The following is a 26,907-nucleotide window of genomic DNA, read 5'->3' as shown; positions in this document are numbered from 1 at the left end:
CTCTCCTCGTTCGAAATATGAACCAGTGTTGTAAACAAGAGTAGTTGTAAACAGGAATAATTGTTATTGAGGACAGTGAAATTTGATAATTAAAAAATCAGATTCAATTGATTGGAAAAATAAAATCACACAGTAAACGTATATGTAACAGTTTGTTATGTTTATTTTGTGGTTATTTTCTAGCTCTGTTTAACAAAAAGAAAACCGGCATTTAGCCGGTTTAGTAAGCGTTTCTTGCTCTTTGGTGAATACATTTTGTTTACATTTCGTTTACTTTTTAGTGGGTGAATTCAATAAACTCTCGAATGATTGATAGACACCGTTCGACCAGCCGAATCCCAGTTGAACTTCGTATTCACCGCCACCAACAGCGCTGTTGGGGGATTCCACATTGTACTTTTCCAGAATAACACCGTGGGTCGAATAGTGGTTAGCAATAAGTGCGTTCCAACGCTGCATAATTTTATGTGCCAAATCGTCAAACCCATATCGCATTAAACCTTTAACGGCGAACCACTGCAGCGGGGCCCACCCATTCGGGGAGTCCCATTGCTGGCTGGTGGTCTGTAGTGTGGTAACCAGTCCACCCTCGCGCAGGAATTGCGTTTCCAATACCTCAGCAACACGTTTAGCTTGCTCTTGCGTGGCAATTCCCGCAAATAACGGCATTACCCCCGCCAGCGATAAAACGTCAGACTGTTGCGCTGTCGGAAAATGGTAATCCAGAAAATAGCCTTGTTGCTCAGACCAACCGTAGTGCTGAATGGCTGTCGCCCGGGTATTCGCCGCCTGACGGTACGTTTCAGCTTCTGAACCCGTTGCCCGTTCTGCCAGGGCTTGCTCGAGCAGATACAACAAACAGTTCAAATCAACGGGAATAATGTCGCAGGTGCGGATTGTGGATAGGTTCTGTGGATCTTTCAGCCAGCGAGAACTGAAATCCCAGCCAGATTCGCAGGCGGCGCGAATATGTTGATAAAACGTGCCTTTCTGCTGCTCGGGCAGGGCAGCGGCAAGGTGACAGTCTTCCCGGTAACTTTCTGGTCGCGGCGTTTCACTGGTATCAAAATACCGGTTCAGCGTAACACCATCGTCTAACTGTACTGACCGCAACGACGCTGCACCCGACGAGTCTGTCTGTCGTTGCATCCAGAACTTATACTCGTGCTCTAAACCGGCTTGTAATGCCGCTTGCAGACTAGCGTCATCTGTATCCACAAACCGTGACATTAGGGCAAGTACGGGCGGTTGACTTCGTGTGGCATAGTACAGGCGGTTGCCATTGGGGATACAACCCACCTGGGCTTGGATAGCCAGAAAATTCCTGATCAGATCATGTACCAGGTCAGTTTTATTACTGAGCGCTAACCCAAGCGCAGAGAAAAACGTATCCCAGTAATAAACCTCTCTGAAACGGCCTCCGGGCACAATATACGAGTGGGGTAAGGGCAACAGGCTGTAATCAGAACCCATGTCAGCCGGCTTCGTTAACACATCCCACATGCGCGTTATGTAGTCGCCAATCGTCAAAGGTTCATTGGTGTTAAACCGCACGTCCACCACTTCAGGAATGGAAAAATACCGATTCACAAACGTGACAAGAGAGAAGTCCGTTTGGTTACGCTCCTGTTCATAAGCTGACAGTATCGCGTTAAGCGGCTGATTGGGCGTAGCGTCAGCAAATGTTTTGCTGTCGGGAAAAATCCCTGCGCACTGAACGTCGATAAACAACTGGCTATCGAAAAACGCCAACACCTCTTGTGCGTGGCGGTTTGGGCTAGCGAGACGCGTCATGAAAAACCTCTAAACCTGAGAAAGACGAAGTGTTGCACGATGGAATCTGAACAACGAAAAAAGCAAACCTGCCAGTGGTACCAAAGCCAGATAAAACGCGACCTGGCCACTAAATGCGGCGAACACACTGCCGGTAATTATAGACCCTGTGGTGCCACCCAGGGCTGAAAATACAACAATAAGACCTGTCATGGGGGCATGCTGATGTTTAGGCAGGGCGCTTAGCATCACCGAATTAAGTACCGGATAGATTGGTGCCATCAGCAGGCCAATTAGTGGAAACAGGTAACCTGCTAACGGAATGTCCCAAAGACTGTTAACGCTGTTTTCTGCAACGGGTTGAGCCAACGGCAGGCTAACGCAAATTAACACCGCCATGGCGATCAGGCAGCCATTCAAAAATGGATACCAGTGCAGTTTGCGCAGCACGGCGCCAGCAGACAAACGCCCTACAGCCAACGCTATAGCAAAGACGCTGGTGAGCTGAATACTGATATCCACTGGTAACCCAATTACTTCACGGTTGAAAGTCGGTAACCAGGAGCCAATGCCTTGTTCAATCAGTACATAGAGAAACACTGAGATCACGAAAATCAGTACCAACGGCTGGTAAGTGAGTTTGAGCGTAGCGATGAAGTCCTGCCGGGCGTCGGTTTTTACTGGCGGGAGCGCAGGCTTTTCGATAGGGGCCAACCACACAATAAGGCCAACCACTGCACCGAGTGCGGCCAGGGGGTAGTAAACATTCAGCCAGCTTAGCGCCCCTGGGTTATCCGGGTCGATAAACGCCGCAAATACCCAGTAGCCACTCAACACGCCCAGCATGAAAATACCTTCAACGACGTTCATGATAGATGAATGGCTGCGTGTATCCGGGGCAAGCTGCCCAATAATTGCGTAAACCGAGACTTTAACCAGAGCGAAACTGGTGCCCACACAGGCAAACAGCAGTTTTATCATCCAGAATTCGGGAACAGAAGGCACCGCAGCACAGGCTAGGGTTACCAGTAAAAGCCCGAAAAGCAGGGCCGCTTTGTAGCCCACCCGGGGTATAAAGGACGCAACAAGAAAGGAAACAAATGCGATCGACAGGTCTTTGAAACCTTCCAGCGTGCTGGCATCGGGTTTGGAAATATCAAAGCTGTTGATGGATTGCAGGATCACAGTGCCAACGCTGTTCAGCAGTATGGCAAACAAAAAGTAGCTCGCAGCTATGGCGGCAAACACAAGAAATCGCGGCATCTGTAAATACTCTGTTAACACATTTCGGCGAAGTCTAGCCTTAGCCGGGAATAAATGCAAACGTTTGCATTTATTCTTTAGTCACAGGTGGATGAGGTTGTAGACTGGTAAATTAACTGGACAGGCGCTTAACCAGATGCGTTTCAACTACTTGCGAAGAAACCGGTTGCTGATTCACCTGGCAAAGTAACTGTTCTACCATTAATTGCGCGGCCATGGTTACGTTCTGGTGCACGGTTGTGAGAGCAGGATGCATCAGTTCAGCCAGCATAATATCGTCGTAGCCAATAATTCTGACATCGCCGGGGATCCCAACATAGCGTTCTTTTAACGCCTTAATCGCGCCGAATGCCACCATGTCACTTACGCAAATCAGGCCGTCGAAATACAAACCCTGTTGTTTGATAGCGTCGTTTATACACTCGTAAGCTGCTGTCGAAGTAATGTCGATGGGTTTGGTGTAATCCGCTGACACAGTGAGTCCCGCATCGCGATGGGCATCTTCATAGCCTTTATGGCGCTGTTCCATCTCGGCATGGCCCGGATCGCCCAAAAACAGGATGCGTTTGCTGCCGCTTTCAATCAGGTGCTTGGTAGCCATGTAGCCGCCGGCATAATTGTCGCCGCCAATAATGGGGTAGTCGGCCTTGGTGTGTGGCTCACCCCACACCACAATTGGCACTCGGGCGGCCGCGGCTTTATCGATTTTTTCGGTGCTTTTGCCCTGACCCACCACAATAATACCGTCAGCGCGCTGACTGGAGACAAAGTAACTGGCCCAGTCGTCGCTGGCCATAAACGAATTCGACAGCAGCATTTCATAGCCCGCGGCGTTCAACGCTTTATTTAATTCTGCCACAATTTTCAGTAGGAAGGGATCGGACACACTCTGTTCAGTGTGATCAATTAAGTTCAGAATAACCGCGATGACGTGTGTTTTTTGCGTGCGTAGCCGACTCGCTGCGGCATTAACACTAAAATTATGTTCTCGCGCTAACGCCTGGATCCGCGTACGCGTTTCTTCTTTGATTAACGGATTGTCCTTTAACGCACGAGATGCGGTAGACGTCGACACACCTGCAAGTTCAGCTAATTTCGCCAGCGTTAATTTACTTTCTGCTTTCAATGGCATGAATACTCAAAATACCCTTTTGATAACTATAACGTGAATTTCCCCGCTTGGCACTACCAGCGGTAACGGGTGCTGCTGTGAGGGGGAATTTATGCTGTGTTTACAGAAGCATGGGCTATTGGTTAGCACCTGCCGCAGTATAGAGTCGTTTACAATTAAATTGCAAACGATTGCATTTTGTTATTGCAATCGTTTGCATTGTGATCTAATTTGTCCTCCATACCGCAGTTTGTGACAAAAAATTAACCAAATAATTGTTAGCGGTTAACAACTAATTTTGACTATCGTTCAGGAGCACACCATGAAAACAGGTTTTTCAAAATGCGTGTTAGCCAGCGCTGTCGCCCTTGCATTTGCAGGTCAGTCAGCGGTTGCACAAGAAGCAAATAACACACCGCCTGCCGGCGACGACACCGAAATCATCGTCGTCAGTGGTACACCGGGCGGCGCCGGGATCAGAAAAATCGATGCCAGCTTTGCTGTTACCAACATCGATGCCAGTGACATCGAAAAACTGGCCCCAAAATCCACCGCAGACCTGTTCAAAGCCATTCCGGGTGTCTGGGTAGAAAGTTCAGGCGGTGAGTCTGGTGCGAACGTTTTCGTTCGTGGTTTCCCGGGCGGTGGTGATGCCCCTTTCTTAACGCTGTCGCTGCAAGGGTCACCTGTCTATCCTGCGCCGACATTGTCATTCCTGGAAAATACGCAAATATTCCGCATTGACGAAACCATCGAAATGGTTGAAGGCCTGCGCGGTGGTCCAAACCCGGTTGTTAGCAACGGTCAGCCTGGTCTAACGACTAACTTCCGTCTGAAACGCGGCGGCGAAAGCACCGAAGCACTGGCTAAGTACACGGTATCTGACTACGGTCTGAACCGCGTTGACCTGGTGTTAAGCGGCGCGTTAGACGATGACCTGTACTACATGATCGGCGGTTACCTGAAGAGTTCTCCGGGTATTCGGGACGCGGGTTTCCGTTCGGAGCAGGGGAATCAGTTTACGATCAACCTGACCAAGGTGTTCGACAACGGTGAGCTAAATCTGTACACACGTCAGACCGATGATCGTGGTACCTGGTATCTGCCTACGCCGCTGAATGTGGCGGGTATTGACGCCGGTTACACGCAAATTGGTCCGTTGAATCGTCAGGCAACCATTACCTATGGTGCTGACAACACGCAGGAATCGTTCGATTTCGCTAACGGCCGTGGTTGGGACGGTCACGTTAGCGGCGGTAGCCTTAAGCTTGATTTGGCAGATGGCTGGCGTTTAGTTGACCGCTTCTCGATTACAGACGGCAATGCCAATACGTTTGGTCTGGTACCGAATGGTTCAGCAACAACAGTAGGCGAAGTGACTGATGCGGCGGTAACTGGCGCTGTAACGGGTGAGACTTACGGCAGCAATACGCCAATTCAGCAAATCGGCCGTTGGGTAGTATTGAAAGACATCTTTGCATTCACCAACGATGTTGCTGTTTCCAAGAGCTTCGACAACGTCGATACAGCGTTTGGTTTATACACTGCAACAACTGAAGCCAAAGACTGGTGGAGTCTGGGTAACCACGCATACCACGTATTGCAGCCAGGCGGTGAAATGCTTGCTGGCATCGAATGTAATACATCAGATGAAGGATGTGGCTGGAACTACGACATCAACTCTGCCGGCGATGCGCAAACTACCGCGTTCTACGGTACCTTGTCTTACTACGGCATTGAAGATCTGATCATCGACGCGGGTATTCGTCGCGAGCAGCATGAAGTGAATTACTCTGTCGACGAAGGTCTGGACGGCGTTGTTACCAAGGCGGTGACTTACGATCAAAGCAAAACGTCCTGGACGTTTGGTGCCAACTACGCGCTGGATGATTTCAGTGGTGTGTTCGTACGCATGAACCGCGGCTACAAAATGCCTTACTTTGATGATTTCCGCGACAACTGGGGCGCTTACACTGGTGGCGAGCAGTTAATTAAGGAAGTGACTCAGGGCGAAGTGGGCTACAAGTACATGAACGATGAGTTGCAGTTCTTTGCAACCTTGTTTGCAAACCGCGTCAAAGGCGACACCTTTGTGCGTCAGCCCGGCGCGCCTGCAGAAATCCTCACCAACGAAGCGATGGGTGTGGAGCTGGATGGTAACTACGACCACGACTCGGGTTTCAGCCTGAACTTGAATGCGACGGTGCAGGATACCGAAATTACTGCCAGCGCCGCTAATGAAGGTAATGAAGCACAGCGTCAGCCTGGCTGGCAGGTGCGCATGACACCGTCTTATGAGTTTGAAGTGGGTGAAATGTACGCCAATGTGTATGCCACACTGACCGCTGTTGATGATCGCTTTGGCAACAACGAGAACACCGTTGTCCTGCCTGGCTACGAAAAAGTCGACTTTGGTGTCATGGTTGAACCGACAGATAGATTAAAACTACAACTAGCGGTAGATAACCTAACGGACGAGCAAGGTATTACGGAAGGTGACCCACGTAATGCAGACGCACCCAACGGCCGTTACATTCTGCCCCGCAGTGTGAAGTTCAGCATTTCATACGCGCTTTATTAAGTTGACATTTGTTTCCAATGACACGTTTGTAGCCCGGGTTCGCCCGGGCTTTTTTGTTTATGTGCTATGCATGACCAATGCGAATCGGTATAACTTCATGATATGCTTGAGAGATTAAACTCGTCTTCACCACTTTCACAAGCGATTATGGGCACATTGCAACGCCATCTGATCAACCTGGATATGTTACTGGCCGACCTGGAAATGTTGGACGCCAGTGAATACGGGCAGGCGTCTCATGCGAAACTGCTGCGCGATATACAAAAAGTATTGCAAGCCATCGACGAAGTGGCATCAGGAGAAACTGTCGCATCGTTTCAAAAAGCGGTCGCCACCACAGGATTGGCTAAAGCGATGGAAGACAAGCGGATGCCGGGTATCTACAACCGGCTGATAGGCTATGTGTTACAGCACTGGGAAACGAGTCGGAAAATTGATGCGATCCTCGCCGATCAGTTTGATGAAAATGCCGATAAACGGCTTGATTTGTTGCAGGTAAAAAACATCAAGGCTAAGTCGCAGTTTAAAACGGTGGCAGGTGCCATGGGAAAACGCGACTACGAATTGTTTGTGCAGAATATGGGATTGAATCATCCCGATTGGACCTGGCAGGCTTAATACTGGTCGCCCCGGGTAAGGGTATACCCGGGGCAAATCACGCTAAGTTTAGAAGCGGTATTCAACACCCAGACTGGCTTGCTTCAGATCCGTTTCAAAATTGGTATCTTCCAGGTCATCAGCGACCTGATCAGCATCCAGCTCTGTGTCATACACCACATATTCGGCATTGATTAAAAACTGTGGCGTAACCGCGAAACTTAAACCGGCACCGACAAACACACTCTCGTCGTCTTCTGTCGTAGTCGCGCCGGCTAACCGATAATCGGTTTCAGACCACAGTTGACCCAGCTTAGCATAAGCTGATAGCCCACCAACAATAGGGACGATTCCTTTCAGCGCCGCGGTGTAACCATCCGTTGATGCACCTGCTACATTATTGCCGTAGTCACCAAAGTCGATGTACGACCCTTCCAGTGCAATGTAGGAATTGAATTTGTAGCCCAATACGCCTTGCCATACATCCTTGTCGTCATCAAATTCGTCTTCGCCTTCAACGCGCAGGTAACCATAGTTACCACCTACATAAATGCCGGATTCATTCAGGTTTTCGTCAGGCGATTGTGCGTAAGTATTAAAAGCCGTTACAGCGGTTAACGCGGTTAGTGTAGTGATCAGTTTTTTCATAACACGATTCCTCTTGTTAATGATTGGCTCCCGGAGAAAAAAGGAAGCCGGAATAGCACGTTTGGTTACAAGAGGTATTTCAAGTCGTGTGCCAATCATTATCTGCCTGATTGGGGGGTAAAAACGGGAATATTTTTCATGGTTGTTGTTTTTTTGCGCGCAATTTTGACAAAAAAGGCGATCTGTAGCCATTCTGCAACGTGTTGAATTTTCATATGATTTATAAAAATTACCGAAGCTGGTTAACAATGTCGCTGGTGGTATCATCCAAATGCTCGCTTTAGCAGTAACAACCGTTAAAAAGGAAACAAGATGCCAGAAGGTCCTGAAATACGCAGAAGCCGCGATAAGCTTGCGCAGGTGTTAATCGACGCACCAGTAACCCACGTTGATGCAGGGCACTCTGCCATTCAATCACATCGCCAGGCATTTACCGGCAGCACGGTTATAAACGTAGAGAGCCGGGGCAAAGCCATGTTGATTCATTTTGATATTGGTTTGTCGGTGTATTCTCATAATCAGCTTTATGGCCTTTGGTATGTCAGGAAGAACGGCGAATACCCGAACACTAATCGCCAGCTTCGATTTGGCCTGCACACCGCCAAAGGCGCAGCACTGTTGTACAGCGCTTCAGACATCAGTGTGTGGCCGACAGCCGAAATCCAATCACATCCCTTTTTGGTTAAACTCGGACCCGACGTGCTGAATGATTGCCCTTCTGTGGAAGAGATTACCGAACGGTTGATGATGACGCGCTTTCAAGGACGAAAGCTGGCCAGTTTGTATCTTGATCAGGCATTTCTGGCGGGAATTGGCAATTACCTTCGCAGTGAAATCCTGTTTTTCGCCGGCGTGCATCCGGATTTGCGGCCTAAGGATTTGACGGCAGAACAGCTTAAGGCATTGGCTTGCGTATCAATTGAGGTTACTCAACGCGCCTATAAAACGGCGGGATACACCGTCCCAGATGCGTTCTTCCGGTATGCCAAAAATCACAAGCTGCCCTATGAGGCCAGCCGCTTTATGGCATTTAATCGTGATACCCAGCCGTGCCGGGTGTGTGAGACGCCCATTGTCAGAATGGAGCGTGGCAATCGGCGCATTTATGTTTGTAAGCAGTGCCAGCCGGGCGGGTGAACGACCGGCCTTCGAGAACAATTAAAAGTTGTAGCGGGCAAATAATGTGTAGGCGCTGGAATCTGAGTATTTTACGTATTCCACGCCGACGGCCAGATCACTGAAGTTGTACATACTGCCTAATCGATAGGCTTTCTGATCGGAGCCTTTTTTCCATAGCTGCCATTCCAGCCCAGCGTAAACTTCAATGTCTTCGGTTAGCATGTGACGAGCATGAGAAGACACGCTGTAGTGGCTGGCCGAGTCGTTAAATTTACCTTCAGGCTCGGTATAATCAAACGCAATATCGCCGTAATTTACACGTACATCAAACACCGTATCCTTGCCGTAGGGCATTTGATAACCAATACCTACCTGCCAGTTGGTTTCTTCCAATTTGTATGCCGATAGGGTGTCGTCGACCATTCGAAATCGACCTGTTGTAAAAAGTGCTTCTGTGAGTTCTGCACTGGCCCGCACCTCAAAGCCGATTAAATCAAACGGCTGCAGGTCGGCATAGTCTGCATTCACATAGCCAGCCTGAACAAAGTTGTAAGACGGCGTGTCTGCCATCGCCGATGCCGACAATAGGCTGCCTAGGATCAAACCCATGTAGTGTTTCATGTTAATTCCTTATTTAGTCTAAGTTCGGAATAACATAAGCTCCCATTGGTAAAATGGAGGTGAAACCTGCCACCTGTTTTTTACACAGATATGTTGTTTCTATGTGATAAACGGGTCTAGCTGTCAGTTGCACTGGCCATGCGAATAAAGTCCTCAACATAGGGAATGTGTGTATCGACTTCCCGCACACCGACATAAATGTGCTTGTGAATGCCAGTTTTACCAATAGCCAGACTGGTAATTGGCAGGCGGCTGGCATACTCATCAACCAACCATCCCGGTAAGGCACAGACACAGCGGCCCGCTGCCACCATTTGCAGCATGATTTCAGTGGTTTCAATAGTTTTATGTTGTTTTACTGTACAGCCAGCCGGTGTCAGGAACTGACTGAATATGTCCAGACGCTGAGGCTCAACGGGGTAGGTGATCAATACTTCGTTTTGCAGTTGCTCAGGGCTAACATAGGTGTGTTGTGCCAAAGGGTGTGAACTGGCTACTACCAATCTGTGTTCGTAGCTAAACACCGGTGTAAAAGTCACACCGGGTTTAAACAGCGGGTCGGGGGTGACCAGCATATCGATGTCATATTCAAACAACGCCGCCATACCGCCAAATTGAAACGCCTGCTTTACATCTATATCCACATCCGGCCATTCATCTAAAAACGGCGAAACGACCTTTAACAGCCACTGGTAGCAGGGGTGACACTCCATTCCAATGCGCAACATGCCGCGTTCGCCCTGGGCAATCTGCGACACCAACAATTCCGTGTGTTCAAATTGTGGCAGTACGCGTTTGGCCAGTTTTAGCACCTCAGTGCCAGCTCGGGTTAGCCGCAGCCGCCGACCTTCTTTTTCCCACAGCGGCGTATTCATTTGTTGTTCGAGTTTTTTAATACTGTGGCTAAGTGCGGATTGACTCAGGTGCAATGCGTCGGCTGCCTGTGTAAGGGTACCGTGTTTGTCAATGGCGTGGAGAATCGCCAGGTGAATGCGCTCTAACATGTATGATGAAATTTATGCATGAAATAATGCTTAATGTACCAATACTGTTCATAGATGTAACCTCCCTTTTTGCATCGATATGTTGTTTGCCTCTTCAACCTGCAAGGTGAATAGGGTAAGGTCGAAGATCACTAAGTGAACAATTAAAAATAACAATTACTGTCCCACGCTATGCTGTTTAACTCGTTCGAATTTATTTTTGCGTTTTTACCCGTGGTAGTACTGCTGGTTTGGGCGTTTGGTCGCTTCGCGTCTTTTCAGGCCGTGGTCGCTGTACTGGTCGCGGCCTCATTGTTTTTTTATGGCTGGTGGAATCCGGTTTATTTGCTGATCATCGTGTTGTCGATGGTGATCAACTACCAGTTAGGTAAACGGCTCAGCAAGCGGAAAGAAAAACCCTTGCTGTATGTTGGTGTATTACTAAATCTCTTTTCATTGGGTTATTTCAAGTACACCGATTTTGTATTAGACAACGTAAATTTGCTGCTAGAATCACCCATCCCTTTGCCTAATGTGGTGTTGCCGCTGGCGATTTCCTTTTTTACTTTCCAGCAAGTCGCCTATCTAGTTGATTCATTCCGCGGTGAAACCGTCGAGAAACACCCGCTTGATTATGCTTTGTTTGTGACGTTTTTCCCCCAGCTCATCGCCGGACCAATCGTGCATCACAAGGAGATGCTACCGCAGTTTGCCAAAGGGCATGCATCGATTACTGCTAATAACATGGGCATTGGCCTGTCTATTTTTGCGATGGGTTTGTTTAAAAAAGCGGTAATCGCCGATGGCATCGCGGGCTACGCCAACACTGCATTCGTCACTGTGGATACCGGCGGAACGTTGGACTTTTTTCCCGCCTGGGCCGGCGCATTAGCCTATACATTCCAGCTGTACTTCGACTTTTCAGGGTATTCCGATATGGCCATTGGCCTGGCCCGCATGTTTGGCATCGTACTTCCGCTCAATTTCTATTCGCCCTATAAAGCGGTGAATATCTCTGAATTTTGGCGACGCTGGCATATGACATTGTCGCGATTTCTGCGTGACTATCTGTATATCGCGCTAGGAGGAAACCGCAACGGTAACTTTAATCGTTATCGCAACTTATTTCTGACAATGGTGCTCGGTGGTATCTGGCACGGGGCCGGCTGGAACTTCCTGATTTGGGGAGTGCTTCATGGTAGCTATCTGATGGTGTTTCACGGGTGGCGTAATCTCTGCCCGACACTGCATGCTTCAAAGCACATTGCAGCAATGGGGCTCGGCTGGGGGCTTACCTTTCTGGCTGCCGTGGTGAGCTGGGTGTTTTTCCGCGCCACCACGTTTGATGGCGCGGTGACAATGCTTAAAGGGATGGTTGGGCAATACGGAATAAGTATTCCGCAAGGGATTTGGTCGAGACTAGGTACCTCAATAACTTCATTACTTGATGCTGTCGGTATGACTGCGTCCTCAGCCAGCAGCAGTGCATTTGTGTCGGTGTGGATTTGGAATGTTTGCCTGTTAGTGGCAGTGCTTGTGCTGCCAAACACGCAGGATATGTTCAGTCGCAGTAATGGCTCACTCAGTAATTTGTCGTTTAGCAAACACGATGCGTTCTGGCCCGGGCACAAATGGGTGTCGCGATTTACCTGGCAAACCACAACAGGTTGGGCATTGTGGATGGCGGTGTTATTTGTGGCTGGGGTAATGACTTTGTCGCAAGTCAGTGAATTTTTATATTTTCAGTTTTAATTATGCATTATTTACGGAAGCTATTGGTTTTTATTGTGGGGCTGTTTGTGCTCGCTGGTGCAGTGAACGCATTCATCGATCCGTACGGATTCTATTGGTCGCCAACAATCGAAGGATTTAACGCCAGGAAAACGCAGGCCGACGAGCGGGTTCGCGAGGTTACGCCATTCCGTGCGCTGGACTTACAGCCTGATACGTTATTAATTGGGAGTTCACGTGTGCAACTTGGTTTTGCTGCCGAATCTGAGGTATTTGGTGAGCGTAAAGTATTTAACCTCGCGCTTCCTGGTTCTGGCCTAACCGAAAACCTTAAATATGCGCTGTGGCACATTCGGCAAAATCCCAATGTGCGTACCCTGATCATTGGCGTCGATTACCGGTATTTCCTCAATAACTATGGCAACGATCCTGGGCCCTGGACAGCGCAGGAATTAATGGACAAATACAACAAAGCGCCTGAAACCGCCTTAGAAAAAGTCCAACGTATTTATCCTGCGTTGTTTTCACTGGATACGCTGCAGGATTCACTGAGTACAGTTCTTCAGCAGGGAGGGCTCTATAATCACATTACGCCTCTGGGTAGTAATACCGGTGATTACTATCTGGCAACCATAAAAGCAGAAGGTAAACAACGTTTCTTTAAGCACCAGCAAAGTGGTGTACAACAGCGTTTTGAGCGAGAGCAGTACAGCTATAGCGGTGAACATGGCTTGTTTGGTATTGGCATGTACAAGACGTTTATCGATGAACTGGTGACCAGGCATCCACAGATCACGCTATACACGTTTATTAATCCCTATCATCAGTCTTACTGGCAGGTTATTAAGCAAACGGGTCATTGGCCTGATTATTTGCAGTGGAAGCGTGACTTAGCCGGCTTAGCCGATACCTATCCGCAATTCCCTTTTTACGATTTTAGTTTGCCATCGCCAGAAACGCTTGAAGATCCTGACTATGCGCAAAACCACAAGCCAATGAAATGGTTCTGGGAGCCTGCCCACTACCGTCCCGCCATGGGCGATCGTATTATTGAAGCCATGTTCGAGTCAGAACAGGAAAATGCCGACTGGCCGATACGCTTAACCAGCCAAACGATCGATAGGGCTATTGCGCTAAGTAAAGCGGGATTGGGTGCTAAACCTACGGGTTTGGATTAACTGCAAACAGTTGCTGCCTATTCAGGTAGGTAGCACGCGGAGCCCAATGGCTCCGTCGCTGAATGTGTTTTTCAGGATGCAGCAGCTTGCGCCGTTTTAACCCGGTTGATATCGGTGATTGGCGGTGCGCCGAATAAGCGGCTGTACTCGCGGCTGAACTGCGACGGGCTTTCATAGCCCACTTTATAGCCCGCTGCGGCGGCTTCAATGCCTTCATGTAACATTAATCGACGAGCTTCGTTCAGACGTATGTGTTTCTGGTATTGCAGCGGCGACATGCTGGTTACGGCTTTGAAAGTGCTGTATAGCGAGGATTCACTCATGTGAACGGCGCTGGCCAGAGATTTTACTTTTAACGGCGAATCGAAGTTGTCGCGAATGATCTCAATGGCCTTACTGATACGATTAGCGTTGGTATCGTAAAGTAAAAACTGACGCAATTGATTACCGGCCGGGCCTTTCAGAACACGGTACATCAACTCGCGTTTTAGCATAGGCAGCATGATCGGGATATCTGCCGGCGACTCGTGCAACGACAAAATACGTTTGAAGGTAGACAGCATTTCAACATCAGCATTAATAACCTTAATACTGCATTCTTTGCCACACGTAGGCGTGCCCACATCTGCCATATCAATTAATAGTTCCGACAGTTCCCGAAGGTCCAGCGCAATACTGATCCCGACGTAAGGCTCACTGTCGCAGGCCTGCACGATCTCACCAATCACCGGCATCATAATGGGGACCATCAGATAGTCTAAGGCGTTGTAGTGGAATACGTTCTCACCGACGTAGAGCTTTTTACTGCCTTGTAGCAACAGGCATAGCATCGGCTCATATATCGCCGGGGCGGTACAGGTTTTCGAATTACTACGCAAAGTACGTAGTCCAGGCACGCGCGTATCCATCAGGCCATTCTCTTGACTTACCCGGGCGGTCATATCGATTAGCTCTTGTTGATATATCTGGGCTTGAGTATGCATGAATTCTCCAGGCGAATGATGTGCGACAGTTTGCTAAGTATAGAGTGTAATAATTATCCAGCCAATTTGTAGAATCAGGCATTGTAGGATTAGGCAATGATTGTGTAGATTTCGACAATTCAATTTTATGGGTAACTATCTATGGTGCCTTTACAATAGGGTTTGCAGGCGGTTTTTGGTTATATTTTATTACAAAATGCCCAGCCTTGCCTGATACTGCGCGTAGATTGCATGATCCTCCAGTGATTGTAGAAATATGCAATGATTGCCGAGTTTCGGATATTATCGTTCCCTCTTCCTGACATTACACTTTTCACTTCTGATTGAGCACTCCACCTTTGCTCACCTTAATTTTGAAATCGTCCCAAACAGGAGTGAGACATGTCAACACGACACACCGCCCGGCTATTTTTATTAAGCGCTATTGCCACCGTTGTACTCGCTGGCTGTGGTAGCGAAGCACAACAACCTGCTCAGCAAATGACGACGCCAACAGTCAGCGTGGCTGAAGTAGTTAATATGCAGGTTAGTGACTGGGATGAATTTAGTGGCCGGCTCAGCGCCCCTGAGTCTGTGACGTTAATGCCACGCGTATCCGGTTACGTAAACCGCATTCACTTTAAAGAAGGCGCTTTAGTTAAAGCAGGTGATGTGCTGCTTGAGATCGACCCTGCGCCCTTTGAAGTTGAAGTTGCCAGATTGCAAGCAGAACTGGACAGTGCAGCCAGCCAATTAACGCTTGCTAAAAATGACTATGAGCGCGGTCAGCGCCTGAGTAAACAACAAGCCATTTCTCAGGAAGCCCTCGATGGTCGCTTTGCGGCATTACAACAGGCAAAAGCCAATGTGTCTGCGCTGAGTGCAGCAGTGGAACGCGCTGAATTAGATTTGTCTTATACCAAGGTAACAGCGCCGGTATCAGGGCGGGTTTCACGCGCTCACATTACACAGGGTAACTATGTTACTGCCGGGCAGAGCGCCCTTACCAGTATTGTGTCAGTTGAAGAGATGTATGCTTATTTCAGCGTCGATGAGCAAACTTACCTGCGCTACGTTCGCAGTGCGGTAATCCAGAATGGGTCTGATAACAACGGCGCGAATCAACCGGTTGCGCTGGCGTTGTCTGGTGATAACGCATTTCAGTATCGCGGCTACATCGATTTTGTAGACAACCAGGTCGACCAGCAAACCGGCGGCATTACGGTAAGAGCACGTTTTAGTAATGACGATGGTGTATTAGTGCCTGGCCTGTATGCGCGTATTCGCCTGGCAGGCAGTCAGCCGCACGACGGCATTTTAATTGATGAAAAAGCCGTAGGTACCGACTTAAACAACAAGTTTGTGTTGGTCGTGGCGCAAAACAACGCCATTGAATATCGCCCAATTACGCTGGGTGAATCTGTGGGGGATCTGCGCCTGGTAACCTCTGGTCTTCAACCCGGTGACACCATTGTGGTAAATGGACTGCAGCGTGTCATGCCCGGAATGACTATCAATCCAGACCTCACCCCTATGGCCGACGAGGCCACACTAACGGCTATTGCAGCCTCGCAAGCCATGCTGGATCCCACACAAATTGCCTTGTCTGCCTCGTTTGACGTAACGGCAACGCAATAGGAGTCATTATGTTTTCCCGATTTTTTATACATCGACCGGTGTTCGCATCGGTCTTATCGCTGCTGTTTATTATTACCGGCAGTATTGCGGTGTGGCAGCTGCCAATCACGGAATACCCGGAAGTCGTGCCGCCCACTGTCGTAGTGACCGCCAGTTACCCTGGCGCCAACCCTCAGGTTATCGCTGAAACTGTGGCGTCTCCGCTGGAGCAGGAAATCAACGGCGTTGAAAACATGCTGTATATGTCTTCACAAGCCAACGCCGATGGCCTGATGACTTTAACGATTACCTTTGCCATCGGCACTGATGTCGATTTGGCACAATCACAGGTACAAAGCCGGGTTGACCGCGCGGTGCCGCGTCTGCCACAAGAAGTGCAGCGACTGGGCGTAGTAACCGAAAAATCCTCGCCTAATCTTACGCTGGTGGTGCACCTTTACTCGCCTAACGAACTCTATGACATGTTGTATCTGGCCAACTATGCCACGCTCAACGTCAAAGACGAGCTCGCCAAAATAAACGGCGTTGGCCAGGTTCGTCAGTTCGGTGCAGGTGAATTCAGCATGCGTGTGTGGCTGGACCCCAATAAAGTGGCCGCACTGAATCTCACTCCATCAGACATTGCCAGTGCCATTCAGGAACAGAACCAGCAGGTTGTCGCAGGTAGTCTGGGTGCACAACCGGTAAAGCGGGCTGACTTTAATATTCTGATGAATGTAAAAGGTCGATTGAGCAACGTTGAAGAGTTCGAAAATATCATCATTAAAGTCGGTGACAACGGTGCAATTAGTCGCCTGAAAGACGTTGCTCGCATCGAATTAGGCGCTGACTCTTATGCTCTTCGTTCGACCATCGATAACAACCCCGCTGTAGGTATGGGCGTATTCCAATCGGCTGGCTCAAACGCCATTCAGATCTCAGAAGATGTACGCGCGACTATGGCGATGCTGGCTGAGAACTTCCCGGAAGGCGTGGCTTATGAACTGGCTTACGACCCGACTGTGTTCGTGCGTGGCTCGATTGAAGCAGTAGTTAAAACCTTACTTGAAGCCGTTTTGTTGGTTGTGGTGGTTGTAGTGCTGTTCCTGCAAACCTGGCGAGCGTCTATTATTCCGCTGGTGGCGGTACCTGTTTCCTTAATTGGTACCTTTGCTTTTATGCAGGTCATGGGTTTTTCGTTAAACGCCCTGTCGCTGTTCGGCCTGGTGTTGGCCATTGGGATCGTGGTGGACGACGCCATTGTGGTGGTGGAAAACGTCGAGCGTAATATCAGCGAAGGCTTGTCGCCCGTTGCAGCCACGACTAAAGCGATGAAAGAAGTGACCGGCCCGATTGTGGCAACCACGCTGGTACTGGCGTCGGTATTTATTCCTACCGCCTTTATGACGGGCTTAACCGGGCAGTTTTACAAGCAGTTTGCATTAACCATTACCATTTCTACGTTTATTTCGGCGATTAACTCGTTAACGTTGAGCCCAGCTCTGTCAGCCTTGTTACTGAAAGGCCATGACGCGCCCAAAGACGGCCTTACCCGGTTGATGGACAAGCTGTTCGGTGGCTGGTTGTTTGCGCCTTTCAATCGCTTCTTCGCCAGACTTTCCAAAGGCTATGGCCTGCTAGTGAAAAAGATTATTCGCTTTGGTGTCGTGGTGGTGCCTTTGTATGTGGTATTGGTGGGCGTAACGGGCTTGCAGTTTACGACCACGCCGACCGGCTACATTCCGGCGCAGGACAAGCAGTACCTTATTGCGTTTGCTCAACTGCCTAATGCTGCGTCTTTGGATAGAACCGACAGTGTGATTTCGCGTATGTCGGAGATTGCCCTTGAACACCCTGGTGTTGCCAATACCATTGCGTTTCCGGGCCTGAGTGTAAATGGATTCACCAACGCCACCAATAGCGGCATTGTGTTTGTGACGCTGGATGACTTTGCAGAACGCACGGATCCGTCTTTGTCGGCGAATGCCATAGCCGGTGCACTTAATGCCAAGTATGCCTCTATTCAGGAAGCGTTTGTGGCCATCTTCCCACCCCCGCCAGTGATGGGGCTGGGCACTATTGGTGGCTTCCGTCTGCAAATTCAGGACCGCGCAGGATACGGCTTTGAAGCCCTCAATGACGCCACTATGCAGGTGATGCAGAAAGCCTGGCAGGATCCGGTACTGGCCGGCGTGTTTTCAAGCTATCAGGTGAATGTACCGCAGCTGGACATTGACATTGATCGCGAGAAAGCTAAACAGCAGGGTATCGATCTCAATCTGTTGTTCCAAACCCTGCAAGGCTACATGAGTGCGACGTACGTAAACGACTTCAACCTGTTTGGCCGTACCTTTCAAGTAAATATGCAGGCGGATGCGCCGTATCGCGTGACCGCCGAACAAGTGGGTCAGCTAAAAGTGCGTAATCAGGCGGGTCAAATGGTTGCTTTGGACTCCTTTATTCAGGTTCGTGACGTCGCCGGACCCGACAGAGTCATGCACTACAACGGTTTTCCCACTGCGGAAGTTAATGGTGGTCCTGCGCCGGGTTATAGCTCGGGTGAAGCTCAGGCCGCGATTGAAAAGATCCTGGCTGAAACCCTACCCAACGGCATGACCTACGAATGGACAGAGCTGACGTATCAGCAAATCCTGACGGGCAACGCCAATATGTTGGTCTTCCCGCTGGTAATTGTGTTGGTGTTTATGGTGTTGGCGGCGCAATACGAGAGCGTGCGTCTGCCACTGGCCATTGTGTTGATCATTCCGATGACCTTGCTGTCGGCATTAAGCGGTGTACTGCTATACGGCGGTGACAACAACATTCTTACCCAGATTGGCTTTATTGTGCTGGTGGGGCTGGCTACCAAGAACGCCATTTTGATAGTCGAGTTTGCTAAAGAGTTGCAAGACCAGGGGCTGTCGATTATGGACGCTATTCTGGAAGCCGGCCGATTGCGGTTACGCCCGATTCTGATGACGTCTATCGCCTTCATTATGGGGGTGGCGCCACTGGTGTTTTCTACCGGTGCGGGCGCGGAAATGCGCCAGGCAATGGGGGTGGCGGTATTCTCCGGCATGATTGGTGTGACCATTTTCGGCTTGCTATTAACGCCGCTGTTTTATTTCCTGCTGGCAAAGCGCCAGCCAGAAACCGCTTCGAAAGCACAATCACCAGAAGGAGAGACGCATGCATAAATTTACTCGTGTTGCAGTGGCTTTAATGCTAACCGGCATAGTCTCTGCCTGTGCAGTGGGGCCTGATTACCAGGCTCCCGATAAAGTATCGACTATTGAACTGGAAACGTCCTACCAAACTGCCGATGCCGTGAAAAGCTGGTGGCAGGCATTTGAGGACGAGACCTTGTCGTCTTTGATAGAGCTGGCGCTGACGGAAAACAGGTCATTGCACGAAGCGCTCGCCAACGTGCGCCGTGCGCAAGCGGTGTTCAGTGAATCTGGTGCCCAGCGTTGGCCTCAGGGCAGTGTATCCGCAGGCTATCAGGCGGTTGAAAATACGTCGTTGCTCGACGCCGACGATGGCGTACAGCTGCGCGGCTTCAATACCGGACTGTCATTGAACTGGGATGCTGATTTGGCTGGCAAGCTGGTACGCGCCGAGCAGGCCGCTTTAGCCAGAGCCGAACAGGCTGACTTGCTGTGGCGCGATGCCCAACTGCAGGTGATCAGTCAGGTCGTTAACAGCTATGGGCAATATCGCGGTGCGCAAATTCGCTTAGTGTGTGCGCAGATGAACCTGGCTTTTTTACAGCAAAGCCGGGACGTAGTTCAGGCACAGGTTGATGCGGGTACCGCAACCACATTCGAGCTGGCGCAAATCGATACACAAATTCACCGGGTTGAAACGGATATCCCGTCCATGCGCATCGCGCAGGCAACTGCTAAACGCACATTGGCTGCATTGGTTGCGCGTCAGGCTGACGAGCTTGAACTTGGCGGCGCCGCCAGTTTACCAACATTGCGATCGCCATTGCCTGTAGCGCAAGGCGAAAACTACCTGCAATACCGCCCGGATATAGCCAGTGCAGAGCGTGCCCTTGCAGCTTCCGTAGCCGATATTGGTGTGGCGACCGCATCGCTTTATCCGTCACTCTCGGTCAGCGGGTTTCTGGGCTTTTTATCATCGCCAGGTCTGGCATTAAACAGTGCCTCGCAAAGCTGGAGCATTGCGCCCACGTTGCAATGGTCGGGACTAAACTGGTCAGCAGTGAAAGCGCAGGTACGTGCGTCAAATGCTGAAGCCGACGCCCAGCTGGCGCGCTTTGAGCAAAGCGTGATTGAAGCGGTAAATGACATGGATTTGTCGTTACAGAACTACCAGTTCAGTCGCGAACAGTTAGCAAGTGCTAAGCAGCAATTTAAGGCTAGTCAGCAATCTGCGAATATCGCCAGGATCCGCTACGAAGAGGGAAGTCTGGAGTTTCTGCAATTGCTAGACACCGAACGCGAGCTTATCGCCAGCCGCGATCAACTGGCACAAATCGAACAGGCACACTTCCTTCGCCTGGTTGAGGTGTACCGCAGCTTTAGCGGCGCGTTGCAATGGCAACAGCCTGGTTAGTTTCTCACAGACCATGGCTTCGGGTCGCGGTGCCTGAGGCCACACTTTTATTAATCACGAAGAAAAGAGAGGTAAGTCGAACGTGTGGTTAACACGACACAAGTTTTTGTTGGTCACGTTAAGTTTATTGATAGCGCTTTACCATGCACCGGTGAATGCCTTTAACCAAATGTCGGTAGATGTGCTGAAAGGCGAGGGCGAGATAGCCGGCGCAAGAATAGGCGTTGCGCCCTGGTCTCCCGGGGATTACCACCTACCGCTGCTTGGTAAAGTTGTGGTAACAACGGAGTTTAGCCTGACTCAACTGGAAGCGTCAGGTGCAGCGCCAGATCTCAATGGTAATGCGGTATTTGCTATTACACCAGTGCTAAGAAAGCCCTTGGGAAGGCTGTTTTCAATACCCACTGAAATCGAATTTGGCATTGGCGTGGGACTATTGGAAAACCGCCATTTCGGCCAAAAAGACATGGGCTCTAAGTTTCAGTTTGAAGATCGTCTGGGGTTACGTATGCAGTTAACTGAAGGACTGGCAGTGTCGCTGCGCTATATGCATTATTCCAACGGCGGCATTACTGAGTCTAATCCGGGGCTGGATTTCATTAACGTATCGCTGATTTATCCGCTGTAAATGCCGCCCGGTGGGCGGCATTCGGTAGGCGTCAGGGCGATTATTAATTGCGTTTTACAGGCCAGAATTCGAACCCGCCAGAGACAAAATTGATGATCGGAAAGGTGACCCCCAGCATTGCACTGGCTATCCAGATTTCCTGCCCATACCCGGCTGAGGGGCCGGCAGGCAAAGCCGTACCTGCCATCACAGGCAAAGCCCATAAATACAGCTGGTACATCAGTGCCGCGCATAATCCACAGAGCAGAATTTTCAACAAGCCTTTTTGGGGCTGCGGCACGCTGGCCAGCAACTGAAATTGCATCATGTTTTGCACCAGAAAGGTACCAAAGATAATACACACAGGGCCTTTCACCATAAATGCCATAGGGTCCATGCCCAGCCAGTGAACAAAGGTACCATAAACCATCAGGGCAACGGCAAGAATAGCCAGTATCGTCACAATCCCCATCAAAGGCTGTTTGGCGTTGTCGACCCATTTAGACATGGGCCAGAAATCCAGCATTGTCGCGAGCATCAGCATGGCAGCACAGGTAACTGCAAATGTCAGGGCAGTTATGCCATTGAAAAGCCCTGATGGCGCAAATACGTGAGCATAGAAGGGCAAGCCTTCGAACATCGCATAGTCGTAAAAAATGCAAAATATCACCAGATTAAGCAGGTAACAAAAAGCCAAGGTAGCCAGGCCGCAAATGCCAGGTGTACGACAAAAGCGGGATACTGGCCAGCAACCCAAAGCCAGAATAACAAATAGGGTAACCACCACAGACTGAATAACAAAATGCAGTAATATAGGCGTAAGTGCGCCCTGACCTACAGTAAAATATAGCAGTGGCATAACAATGATACTCGCCAGTATAAAACAACCGACGATGGCGAGTCCTTTTAAGGGTTGAGACAAGCCCGAAAGACGAGCCGGAATGCTGTTGTGCCAAACAACTGCCTGCATGATCTGAAACGGTGTTGCACACATAAAGGCATAACTTACCCAGTGCACAAAATGGTCATGTCCCCACCATTGGTTGAATGCAAAAATAACCAACGCGGTCACCAATAGCACCCATGCAATCCCTGTTAAACCGACAACGACGATGTCGCGTTGTGACCCGGCATTGTGTGTTGCGCTTCCCATAACGACCTCCAGAAAGTAAAGCGCGAAAAAATTCAGGTCAGGCAAACTGAGCTACCTGACCTGTGGTTCAGTATGAGAAAAGCAGGATCAGAATCGCCACTTACCAATAACGCCGTACATGGGTGTACCTTCGTTGGCAATACAGTAGGCAGAGCCGCCGACGGCGGTTAATTCCCACTTATAAGTACAGCGTTTATCACCGGTAATATTGTTGCCGTAAACGGTGACTTCATATTCTTCAAAGTCGCCGAAGGTCCATACCGCGCGGGCGTTGATCTGATTGGTTTCCTCAAGTTCATCGATAAGTGCGCGCTCTGTGGCGTATGCTTTCGGCGAACTGCGATACTGGTAGTCTATCTGGAAGTCGATGACACTGTTGTCCAGCACCAGTGACTTGGTGAGCATCAGGTTCGCCGAGGCGTCGGCAGCGAAGGGCAATTCGTGACCCACTTGTGCGGCGGCTTCGTCAGAGGATTTCGTGATTTCTGTATCCTGTAGTCCTATGCCACCCTGCAGGCGGAATTCTGCCGGTAACGCCCAGCGAAACTCCAGCTCCAGACCTTTTAGTTCAGACTCGTCGATGTTCACAAAATCCGGGCCGTTGGGGCCGACGAAGAATTGTTGCTGGTCTTCCCAGATGTAATAGAACAACGCACCGTTTAGTTGCAGCGTGCCTTCCAATAGGGTTGACTTGAAACCCACTTCCATTGCATCAAGAATTTCCACATCCACGTTCTGGCGAGGAATACCGGTATGAGGACCGTGGATGAATTCGACATCACTTTTGCCCGAACGGAAGCCCCGGGACAAACTGGCATAGGCAAATAAATCCCGATTGAACTGGTAGTCCAGTCCAATTTTCCCGCCCAGCTCACTGAAGGTGAGATCTTCCTGTGGACCACCGATGTCCTGGCGGCACAACGTTCCCCGGTTGTCCGGGGTGCCGCCGCTGAACAGGTTGCCATCGCCATCCAAATCACACAGCGGGTATTCAGCAGAAACGGCAAGGGAGTTTTCTTTATCCCAGAAAAAGCCATGCGGACGCAATGTATTGTCGAGGTTTCCCACAATCAGGCTGGGCAAGCGTTTTTCATCATGGGTGTAGCGCAAGCCGAACGTCAGATCGAGTTTGTCGGTCAGCTCAAATTCGGTATGCACATAAGGCGACCAAACGAAGTTCTCGACTTCCGCAACCGAGAATGACGTTTGATTACTGGCAGGATTGCCGCCAAATGCCAGGATAACCAAACCGCCCCCTGCTGGTGGTCCGCCATAGGGCAGGGCAGAGATGCCAAAGTTAATGTTTTGACTCAGAGAGGCATCCTCGCCGAAGAAATACAGCCCGGCTATCCATTTAAAGGGCGCATCATCGTCAGAAATTAGTCTGAACTCCTGGCTCCATTGCTCGTATTCCTGGTCCTGGTTAATTGCCTGAATAGCCTGGGGTGCCGGAGCGGGGCCGCCTAACTGTTCGTGAATAAACACGCTGAGGTTAGAGACATTACCCGGGTTAGCGTTACCGCCAACATCATAGCCCCAGCGTACATCCGTACTGTCGTAGGAGGTAATGGAAGAAAAAGAGGCCCAGTCCATGTCGTGGACAATTTTCAGGTAGCCACCGACATTATCCATTTCAAACGGCTGCGAATGGTTGACGTACACATCGTGCCAGTCGTCAGTAGACGGATTGTCGCCCTGATTGTTGAAGGTGTTGGGATAGTAGCGTTCGAAATTGATTTGCTCGCCCGCGGCAAAACGGGTTGTGGGCAGTGGCCCGCGCTCTGGCACGCCATTCTCGATACGGGTGCCGACGGCGCGAACCGGATCCATCTGACTGTCTTCATTCGCGACATGAAGGTTCGCGGTGATTTGGGTGTTTTTCGAGGGCTCAACGAGTAGCGTAGCCCTGAACGACTGGCTTTCCTTGTCGCCAAATTCATCGTCACCACTGGACAGGTCATTCCATATACCGTCTCGCTGATAGGACTTTGCGGCCAGCCGCAAGGCGGCGTTATCTGACAGCGACAGGGTGCCTGCTGCTTCGAGATCGATTAGGCCATAGTTGCCCACATTGACCGAAATATAGCCTTCCGCATCGCCATCCAGCTTAGGCTGATTGGAAATGTAGTTCACCGCGCCACCTGTGGTGTTGCGGCCAAACAGGGAGTTTTGCGGGCCACGCAATATTTCGATGCGCTCCATATCAAACAGGCCGACCCCCGACAAATACGGGGCACTCATGGTGACCTCATCCATGTATATCCCCACCGCGCCGGTGGCTGTGCCAAAGAAGTCACTGGTGCCAACACCGCGAATATTGATTTGTTGGTTAGCGGCATTCTGCCCTGAAATATTCACGTTGGGCGAGATACGGGTGATGTCCGAGGCTTTCTGAATGCCCATCTTTTTCAGTTGGTCGCCATATAAAGCCTGCATGGCAATGGGGATTTCCTGAATAGACTCAGAACGTTTTTGTGCGGTGACGATAATGTTCTCCAGTGCGGGTTCATCGCTGTCGCTTTGTTCTGTTTGCGCCAAACTGGCCTGGCTGGACAAGATCAGTGCAATGGCCGCGCACAGCGGACGCACCCGCAACGACTTGTCGTGTTTTCCTGATTCAAGGTGTGTGTTCATCGTTACTCTCTTTAAGATTGTTTTTATGGTGTTTGTGTAAAGGCTAAAAATCACCTTAAAGAGGTTGGATTGTTGTCACCAATCAGAAAAAGTAACAAAGCTATCACTTTTAATTTACATGAATGGTTGTCTATGCCGGGACATGTTAGATTTACTGGGCGTTCATCATGAACTATCACAACGGAAAGCCGAAATGACGGCGCTCCTTTGTAAAAATAGTGTTATGGTGAACGGCGATAGTGTTTTTCATGGGTCACTAATTTCCATTCATTCAGCATTAATACAAAGCTGGCCGGCGTTAGGGGAAGGCGTCTGAATTAACGGTTACCGTTTTTCATGGCTGGTATGTGTTTCTTCATGCTGATTGGTGAGGTTAACATGACTTACATTGTGAGAAATGATGTACCAGCGCTAAGTTTGCGACAATTGAAAGCAGTAATTGTGGTAAACCGCACCAAAAATGTTACTAAGGCGGCAAAGGCGTTAAATCGCTCGCAAACGGCAGTAACCAAATCGATTAATGATTTGGAAGCGAGTTTGAATTGCCGTTTATTTGAACGTACACCAACCGGGATGAAACCCACGGTATACGGCAAAGCCGTGGCAAAACGGGCACAGTTGGCCCTGGATGAGCTACAAAAAGCGGGCGAGGTGTACAGTAGTTTTGTACGCGATGCGCGCCCGTATCAGCGCATTCCTATATTTTCTATGGACGTCAGTTACAAACGTCTGGCGGCGTTTATTGCCTTGTTCGAAACCAAGCGGATCCAATGCGCGGCCGATATGTTGGGTAATTCAAAAGCGTCGGTTTACAGCTCGGTCAGGCAAATGGAAGAGTGGCTTAAACTGCGTTTGTTTGAGTCTGAACCGGATGGAGTGTCGCCCACGGCGTTTGGCAAAATTCTGGCTATGCATGTAAAAATGGCGTTCGCCGAGATACGCCGTTGTCTGGAAGATATTGAAAGTATCAATGGCGTCACGCAAGGCACAGTGAGTATAGGTACCTTACCTTATACCCGCACCTATATTACGCCCAAGGCCATTAATCAGGTGCTACGTGACCATCCCGAGTTACATGTGACAACCCAGGAAGGCTCTTACGAAACCATGGAAGCGGCGCTGCGAAGTGGTGACATCGATCTCATTGTGGGTGCTGTGCGCGAGCATGATGAAGAGGCCGACATCACCACTGAGATCCTATTCGAAGACAAGTTATCTGTTATTGCCAGACGAGATCATCCGCTCATGACACAGCGACAGATTACATTGCAGCAGCTACCCGAGTTAGCCTGGGTGTTGCCTGCGCGGTGTTCTCCAGCCTGGCATCTGTTTAATGAGCTGTTGCAGCGATATCGTTTGAGTATGCCGAAACAAGCTATTCACACCAGCTCATTGTCGATGGTCCGCGGTCTTCTGATCGACAGCGACAGAGTCGCATTGTTGTCTGAGCATCAGATCTATTATGAAAAGCAGTGTGGTCTGCTTGACGTGTTGCCGGTGGAGCTGCCCGAGACTTACCGGCCCATTGGGGTCACTATGCGCAAAGCATCACAACCGTCGCCTGCTGCAAGGTTATTTCTGGACCAGCTCAGGGCCGTGGCGAAGTGTGTACAGGATATTGCCGTTGCCAAGCAAGCGATGCGCGGACAGGTTCGGGCTATCTTGCCAATTCTGGCATCGGCTTGAGTTGAATTACGGACGGTGTGTTTTTAGGCAGTATTAACGCACACAGACCACCGGGTAATCCC

At 49.8% G+C, this 26,907-nt stretch carries 19 protein-coding genes; 10 read left to right on the top strand and 9 right to left on the bottom strand.

From position 1 onward, the window contains the following. Positions 1 to 270 precede the first annotated feature (270 nt). From BUB81_RS14120 to BUB81_RS14110, 3 genes are all read right to left on the bottom strand, one after another. Positions 271 to 1,794 (bottom strand): trehalase family glycosidase, encoded by a 1,524-nt coding sequence (locus tag BUB81_RS14120; RefSeq protein WP_073323818.1) that lies wholly within the window; start codon positions 1,792 to 1,794, stop codon positions 271 to 273. A gap of 9 nt (positions 1,795 to 1,803) precedes the next feature. Beyond that, complete coding sequence (locus BUB81_RS14115) at positions 1,804 to 3,036, bottom strand: MFS transporter (RefSeq protein ID WP_073323816.1); 1,233 nt, start codon at positions 3,034 to 3,036, stop codon at positions 1,804 to 1,806. A 112-nt stretch (positions 3,037 to 3,148) separates the two neighbouring features. Then, complete coding sequence (locus BUB81_RS14110; protein ID WP_073323814.1) at positions 3,149 to 4,168, bottom strand: LacI family DNA-binding transcriptional regulator; 1,020 nt, start codon at positions 4,166 to 4,168, stop codon at positions 3,149 to 3,151. A gap of 301 nt (positions 4,169 to 4,469) precedes the next feature. Here BUB81_RS14110 and BUB81_RS14105 point away from each other — a divergent pair, with 301 nt between their 5' ends. Further along, on the top strand, positions 4,470 to 6,728 hold the full coding sequence (locus tag BUB81_RS14105) for a TonB-dependent receptor (RefSeq protein ID WP_073323812.1): 2,259 nt from the start codon (positions 4,470 to 4,472) through the stop codon (positions 6,726 to 6,728). A gap of 102 nt (positions 6,729 to 6,830) precedes the next feature. Then, on the top strand, positions 6,831 to 7,346 hold the full coding sequence (locus BUB81_RS14100) for a hypothetical protein (RefSeq protein WP_245819216.1): 516 nt from the start codon (positions 6,831 to 6,833) through the stop codon (positions 7,344 to 7,346). Between the two features lie 48 nt (positions 7,347 to 7,394). Here BUB81_RS14100 and BUB81_RS14095 read toward each other — a convergent pair whose 3' ends face one another. After that, on the bottom strand, positions 7,395 to 7,973 hold the full coding sequence (locus BUB81_RS14095) for a porin family protein (RefSeq protein WP_073323808.1): 579 nt from the start codon (positions 7,971 to 7,973) through the stop codon (positions 7,395 to 7,397). A 312-nt stretch (positions 7,974 to 8,285) separates the two neighbouring features. Between BUB81_RS14095 and nei the strand changes: the two genes are divergently transcribed. Further along, the gene (gene nei / locus BUB81_RS14090; protein ID WP_073323806.1) at positions 8,286 to 9,110 is read left to right on the top strand and encodes an endonuclease VIII; all 825 of its coding nucleotides are present in this window, start codon (positions 8,286 to 8,288) and stop codon (positions 9,108 to 9,110) included. Between the two features lie 21 nt (positions 9,111 to 9,131). Here nei and BUB81_RS14085 read toward each other — a convergent pair whose 3' ends face one another. Further along, complete coding sequence (locus BUB81_RS14085; RefSeq protein ID WP_073323804.1) at positions 9,132 to 9,713, bottom strand: outer membrane beta-barrel protein; 582 nt, start codon at positions 9,711 to 9,713, stop codon at positions 9,132 to 9,134. Positions 9,714 to 9,829: 116 nt separating this feature from the next. After that, positions 9,830 to 10,717, bottom strand: coding sequence for a LysR family transcriptional regulator (locus BUB81_RS14080; protein WP_073323802.1), 888 nt, complete (start codon positions 10,715 to 10,717; stop codon positions 9,830 to 9,832). A gap of 171 nt (positions 10,718 to 10,888) precedes the next feature. Between BUB81_RS14080 and BUB81_RS14075 the strand changes: the two genes are divergently transcribed. Further along, complete coding sequence (locus tag BUB81_RS14075) at positions 10,889 to 12,448, top strand: MBOAT family O-acyltransferase (RefSeq protein ID WP_073323800.1); 1,560 nt, start codon at positions 10,889 to 10,891, stop codon at positions 12,446 to 12,448. Between the two features lie 2 nt (positions 12,449 to 12,450). Continuing rightward, a complete protein-coding gene (locus tag BUB81_RS14070; RefSeq protein WP_175555812.1) occupies positions 12,451 to 13,605 on the top strand; it encodes a hypothetical protein in 1,155 nt (384 codons plus the stop codon). 71 nt (positions 13,606 to 13,676) lie between these two features. On the opposite strand, the gene BUB81_RS14065 is transcribed toward BUB81_RS14070, so the two are convergent. Beyond that, positions 13,677 to 14,588 (bottom strand): AraC family transcriptional regulator, encoded by a 912-nt coding sequence (locus tag BUB81_RS14065; protein WP_084526558.1) that lies wholly within the window; start codon positions 14,586 to 14,588, stop codon positions 13,677 to 13,679. A gap of 381 nt (positions 14,589 to 14,969) precedes the next feature. Between BUB81_RS14065 and BUB81_RS14060 the strand changes: the two genes are divergently transcribed. The 4 genes from BUB81_RS14060 (at position 14,970) to BUB81_RS14045 (ending at position 21,393) form a co-directional block, all read left to right on the top strand. After that, positions 14,970 to 16,205: an efflux RND transporter periplasmic adaptor subunit gene (locus BUB81_RS14060; protein ID WP_073323796.1), complete on the top strand. Its 1,236-nt coding sequence runs from the start codon at positions 14,970 to 14,972 to the stop codon at positions 16,203 to 16,205. A 5-nt stretch (positions 16,206 to 16,210) separates the two neighbouring features. Further along, positions 16,211 to 19,381 carry an efflux RND transporter permease subunit gene (locus BUB81_RS14055; RefSeq protein ID WP_073323794.1) on the top strand — a complete coding sequence of 1,057 codons (3,171 nt, stop codon included), beginning with the start codon at positions 16,211 to 16,213 and terminating at the stop codon, positions 19,379 to 19,381. Further along, positions 19,374 to 20,765, top strand: coding sequence for an efflux transporter outer membrane subunit (locus tag BUB81_RS14050; protein WP_073323792.1), 1,392 nt, complete (start codon positions 19,374 to 19,376; stop codon positions 20,763 to 20,765). The genes BUB81_RS14055 and BUB81_RS14050 overlap by 8 nt, the downstream gene beginning before the upstream one ends. An 82-nt stretch (positions 20,766 to 20,847) precedes the next feature. Next, entirely contained in the window at positions 20,848 to 21,393 is a 546-nt protein-coding gene (locus BUB81_RS14045) for an acyloxyacyl hydrolase (RefSeq protein ID WP_073323789.1), read from the top strand. A 43-nt stretch (positions 21,394 to 21,436) separates the two neighbouring features. Here BUB81_RS14045 and BUB81_RS14040 read toward each other — a convergent pair whose 3' ends face one another. Together BUB81_RS14040 and BUB81_RS14035 are read right to left on the bottom strand one after the other, a co-directional pair. Further along, a complete protein-coding gene (locus tag BUB81_RS14040) occupies positions 21,437 to 22,525 on the bottom strand; it encodes a hypothetical protein (RefSeq protein WP_073323787.1) in 1,089 nt (362 codons plus the stop codon). An 87-nt stretch (positions 22,526 to 22,612) separates the two neighbouring features. Further along, entirely contained in the window at positions 22,613 to 25,159 is a 2,547-nt protein-coding gene (locus BUB81_RS14035; RefSeq protein WP_073323785.1) for a TonB-dependent receptor, read from the bottom strand. Between the two features lie 336 nt (positions 25,160 to 25,495). Here BUB81_RS14035 and BUB81_RS14030 point away from each other — a divergent pair, with 336 nt between their 5' ends. Then, positions 25,496 to 26,845: a LysR substrate-binding domain-containing protein gene (locus BUB81_RS14030; RefSeq protein ID WP_073323783.1), complete on the top strand. Its 1,350-nt coding sequence runs from the start codon at positions 25,496 to 25,498 to the stop codon at positions 26,843 to 26,845. Positions 26,846 to 26,907: the final 62 nt, after the last annotated feature.

This window comes from Marisediminitalea aggregata (assembly GCF_900129565.1).
Classification (GTDB): Bacteria; Pseudomonadota; Gammaproteobacteria; order Enterobacterales; family Alteromonadaceae; genus Alteromonas; species Alteromonas aggregata.
Note: the sequence above shows the minus strand (reverse complement) of the source record. Positions and strands in the feature narration are given on the sequence as shown.

Bases quoted from the DNA above. Each gene is read 5' to 3' on its own strand.
- nei (WP_073323806.1), top strand. From the start codon at position 8,286: ATGCCAGAAGGTCCTGAAATACGCAGAAGCCGCGATAAGCTTGCGCAG.
- BUB81_RS14035 (WP_073323785.1), bottom strand. From the start codon at position 25,159: ATGAACACACACCTTGAATCAGGAAAACACGACAAGTCGTTGCGGGTG.
- BUB81_RS14105 (WP_073323812.1), top strand. From the start codon at position 4,470: ATGAAAACAGGTTTTTCAAAATGCGTGTTAGCCAGCGCTGTCGCCCTT.
- BUB81_RS14095 (WP_073323808.1), bottom strand. From the start codon at position 7,973: ATGAAAAAACTGATCACTACACTAACCGCGTTAACCGCTGTAACGGCT.
- BUB81_RS14075 (WP_073323800.1), top strand. From the start codon at position 10,889: ATGCTGTTTAACTCGTTCGAATTTATTTTTGCGTTTTTACCCGTGGTA.
- BUB81_RS14110 (WP_073323814.1), bottom strand. From the start codon at position 4,168: ATGCCATTGAAAGCAGAAAGTAAATTAACGCTGGCGAAATTAGCTGAA.
- BUB81_RS14030 (WP_073323783.1), top strand. From the start codon at position 25,496: ATGGCTGGTATGTGTTTCTTCATGCTGATTGGTGAGGTTAACATGACT.
- BUB81_RS14085 (WP_073323804.1), bottom strand. From the start codon at position 9,713: ATGAAACACTACATGGGTTTGATCCTAGGCAGCCTATTGTCGGCATCG.
- BUB81_RS14065 (WP_084526558.1), bottom strand. From the start codon at position 14,588: ATGCATACTCAAGCCCAGATATATCAACAAGAGCTAATCGATATGACC.
- BUB81_RS14115 (WP_073323816.1), bottom strand. From the start codon at position 3,036: ATGCCGCGATTTCTTGTGTTTGCCGCCATAGCTGCGAGCTACTTTTTG.
- BUB81_RS14120 (WP_073323818.1), bottom strand. From the start codon at position 1,794: ATGACGCGTCTCGCTAGCCCAAACCGCCACGCACAAGAGGTGTTGGCG.
- BUB81_RS14050 (WP_073323792.1), top strand. From the start codon at position 19,374: ATGCATAAATTTACTCGTGTTGCAGTGGCTTTAATGCTAACCGGCATA.
- BUB81_RS14060 (WP_073323796.1), top strand. From the start codon at position 14,970: ATGTCAACACGACACACCGCCCGGCTATTTTTATTAAGCGCTATTGCC.
- BUB81_RS14070 (WP_175555812.1), top strand. From the start codon at position 12,451: ATGCATTATTTACGGAAGCTATTGGTTTTTATTGTGGGGCTGTTTGTG.
- BUB81_RS14080 (WP_073323802.1), bottom strand. From the start codon at position 10,717: ATGTTAGAGCGCATTCACCTGGCGATTCTCCACGCCATTGACAAACAC.
- BUB81_RS14100 (WP_245819216.1), top strand. From the start codon at position 6,831: ATGCTTGAGAGATTAAACTCGTCTTCACCACTTTCACAAGCGATTATG.
- BUB81_RS14040 (WP_073323787.1), bottom strand. From the start codon at position 22,525: ATGGGAAGCGCAACACACAATGCCGGGTCACAACGCGACATCGTCGTT.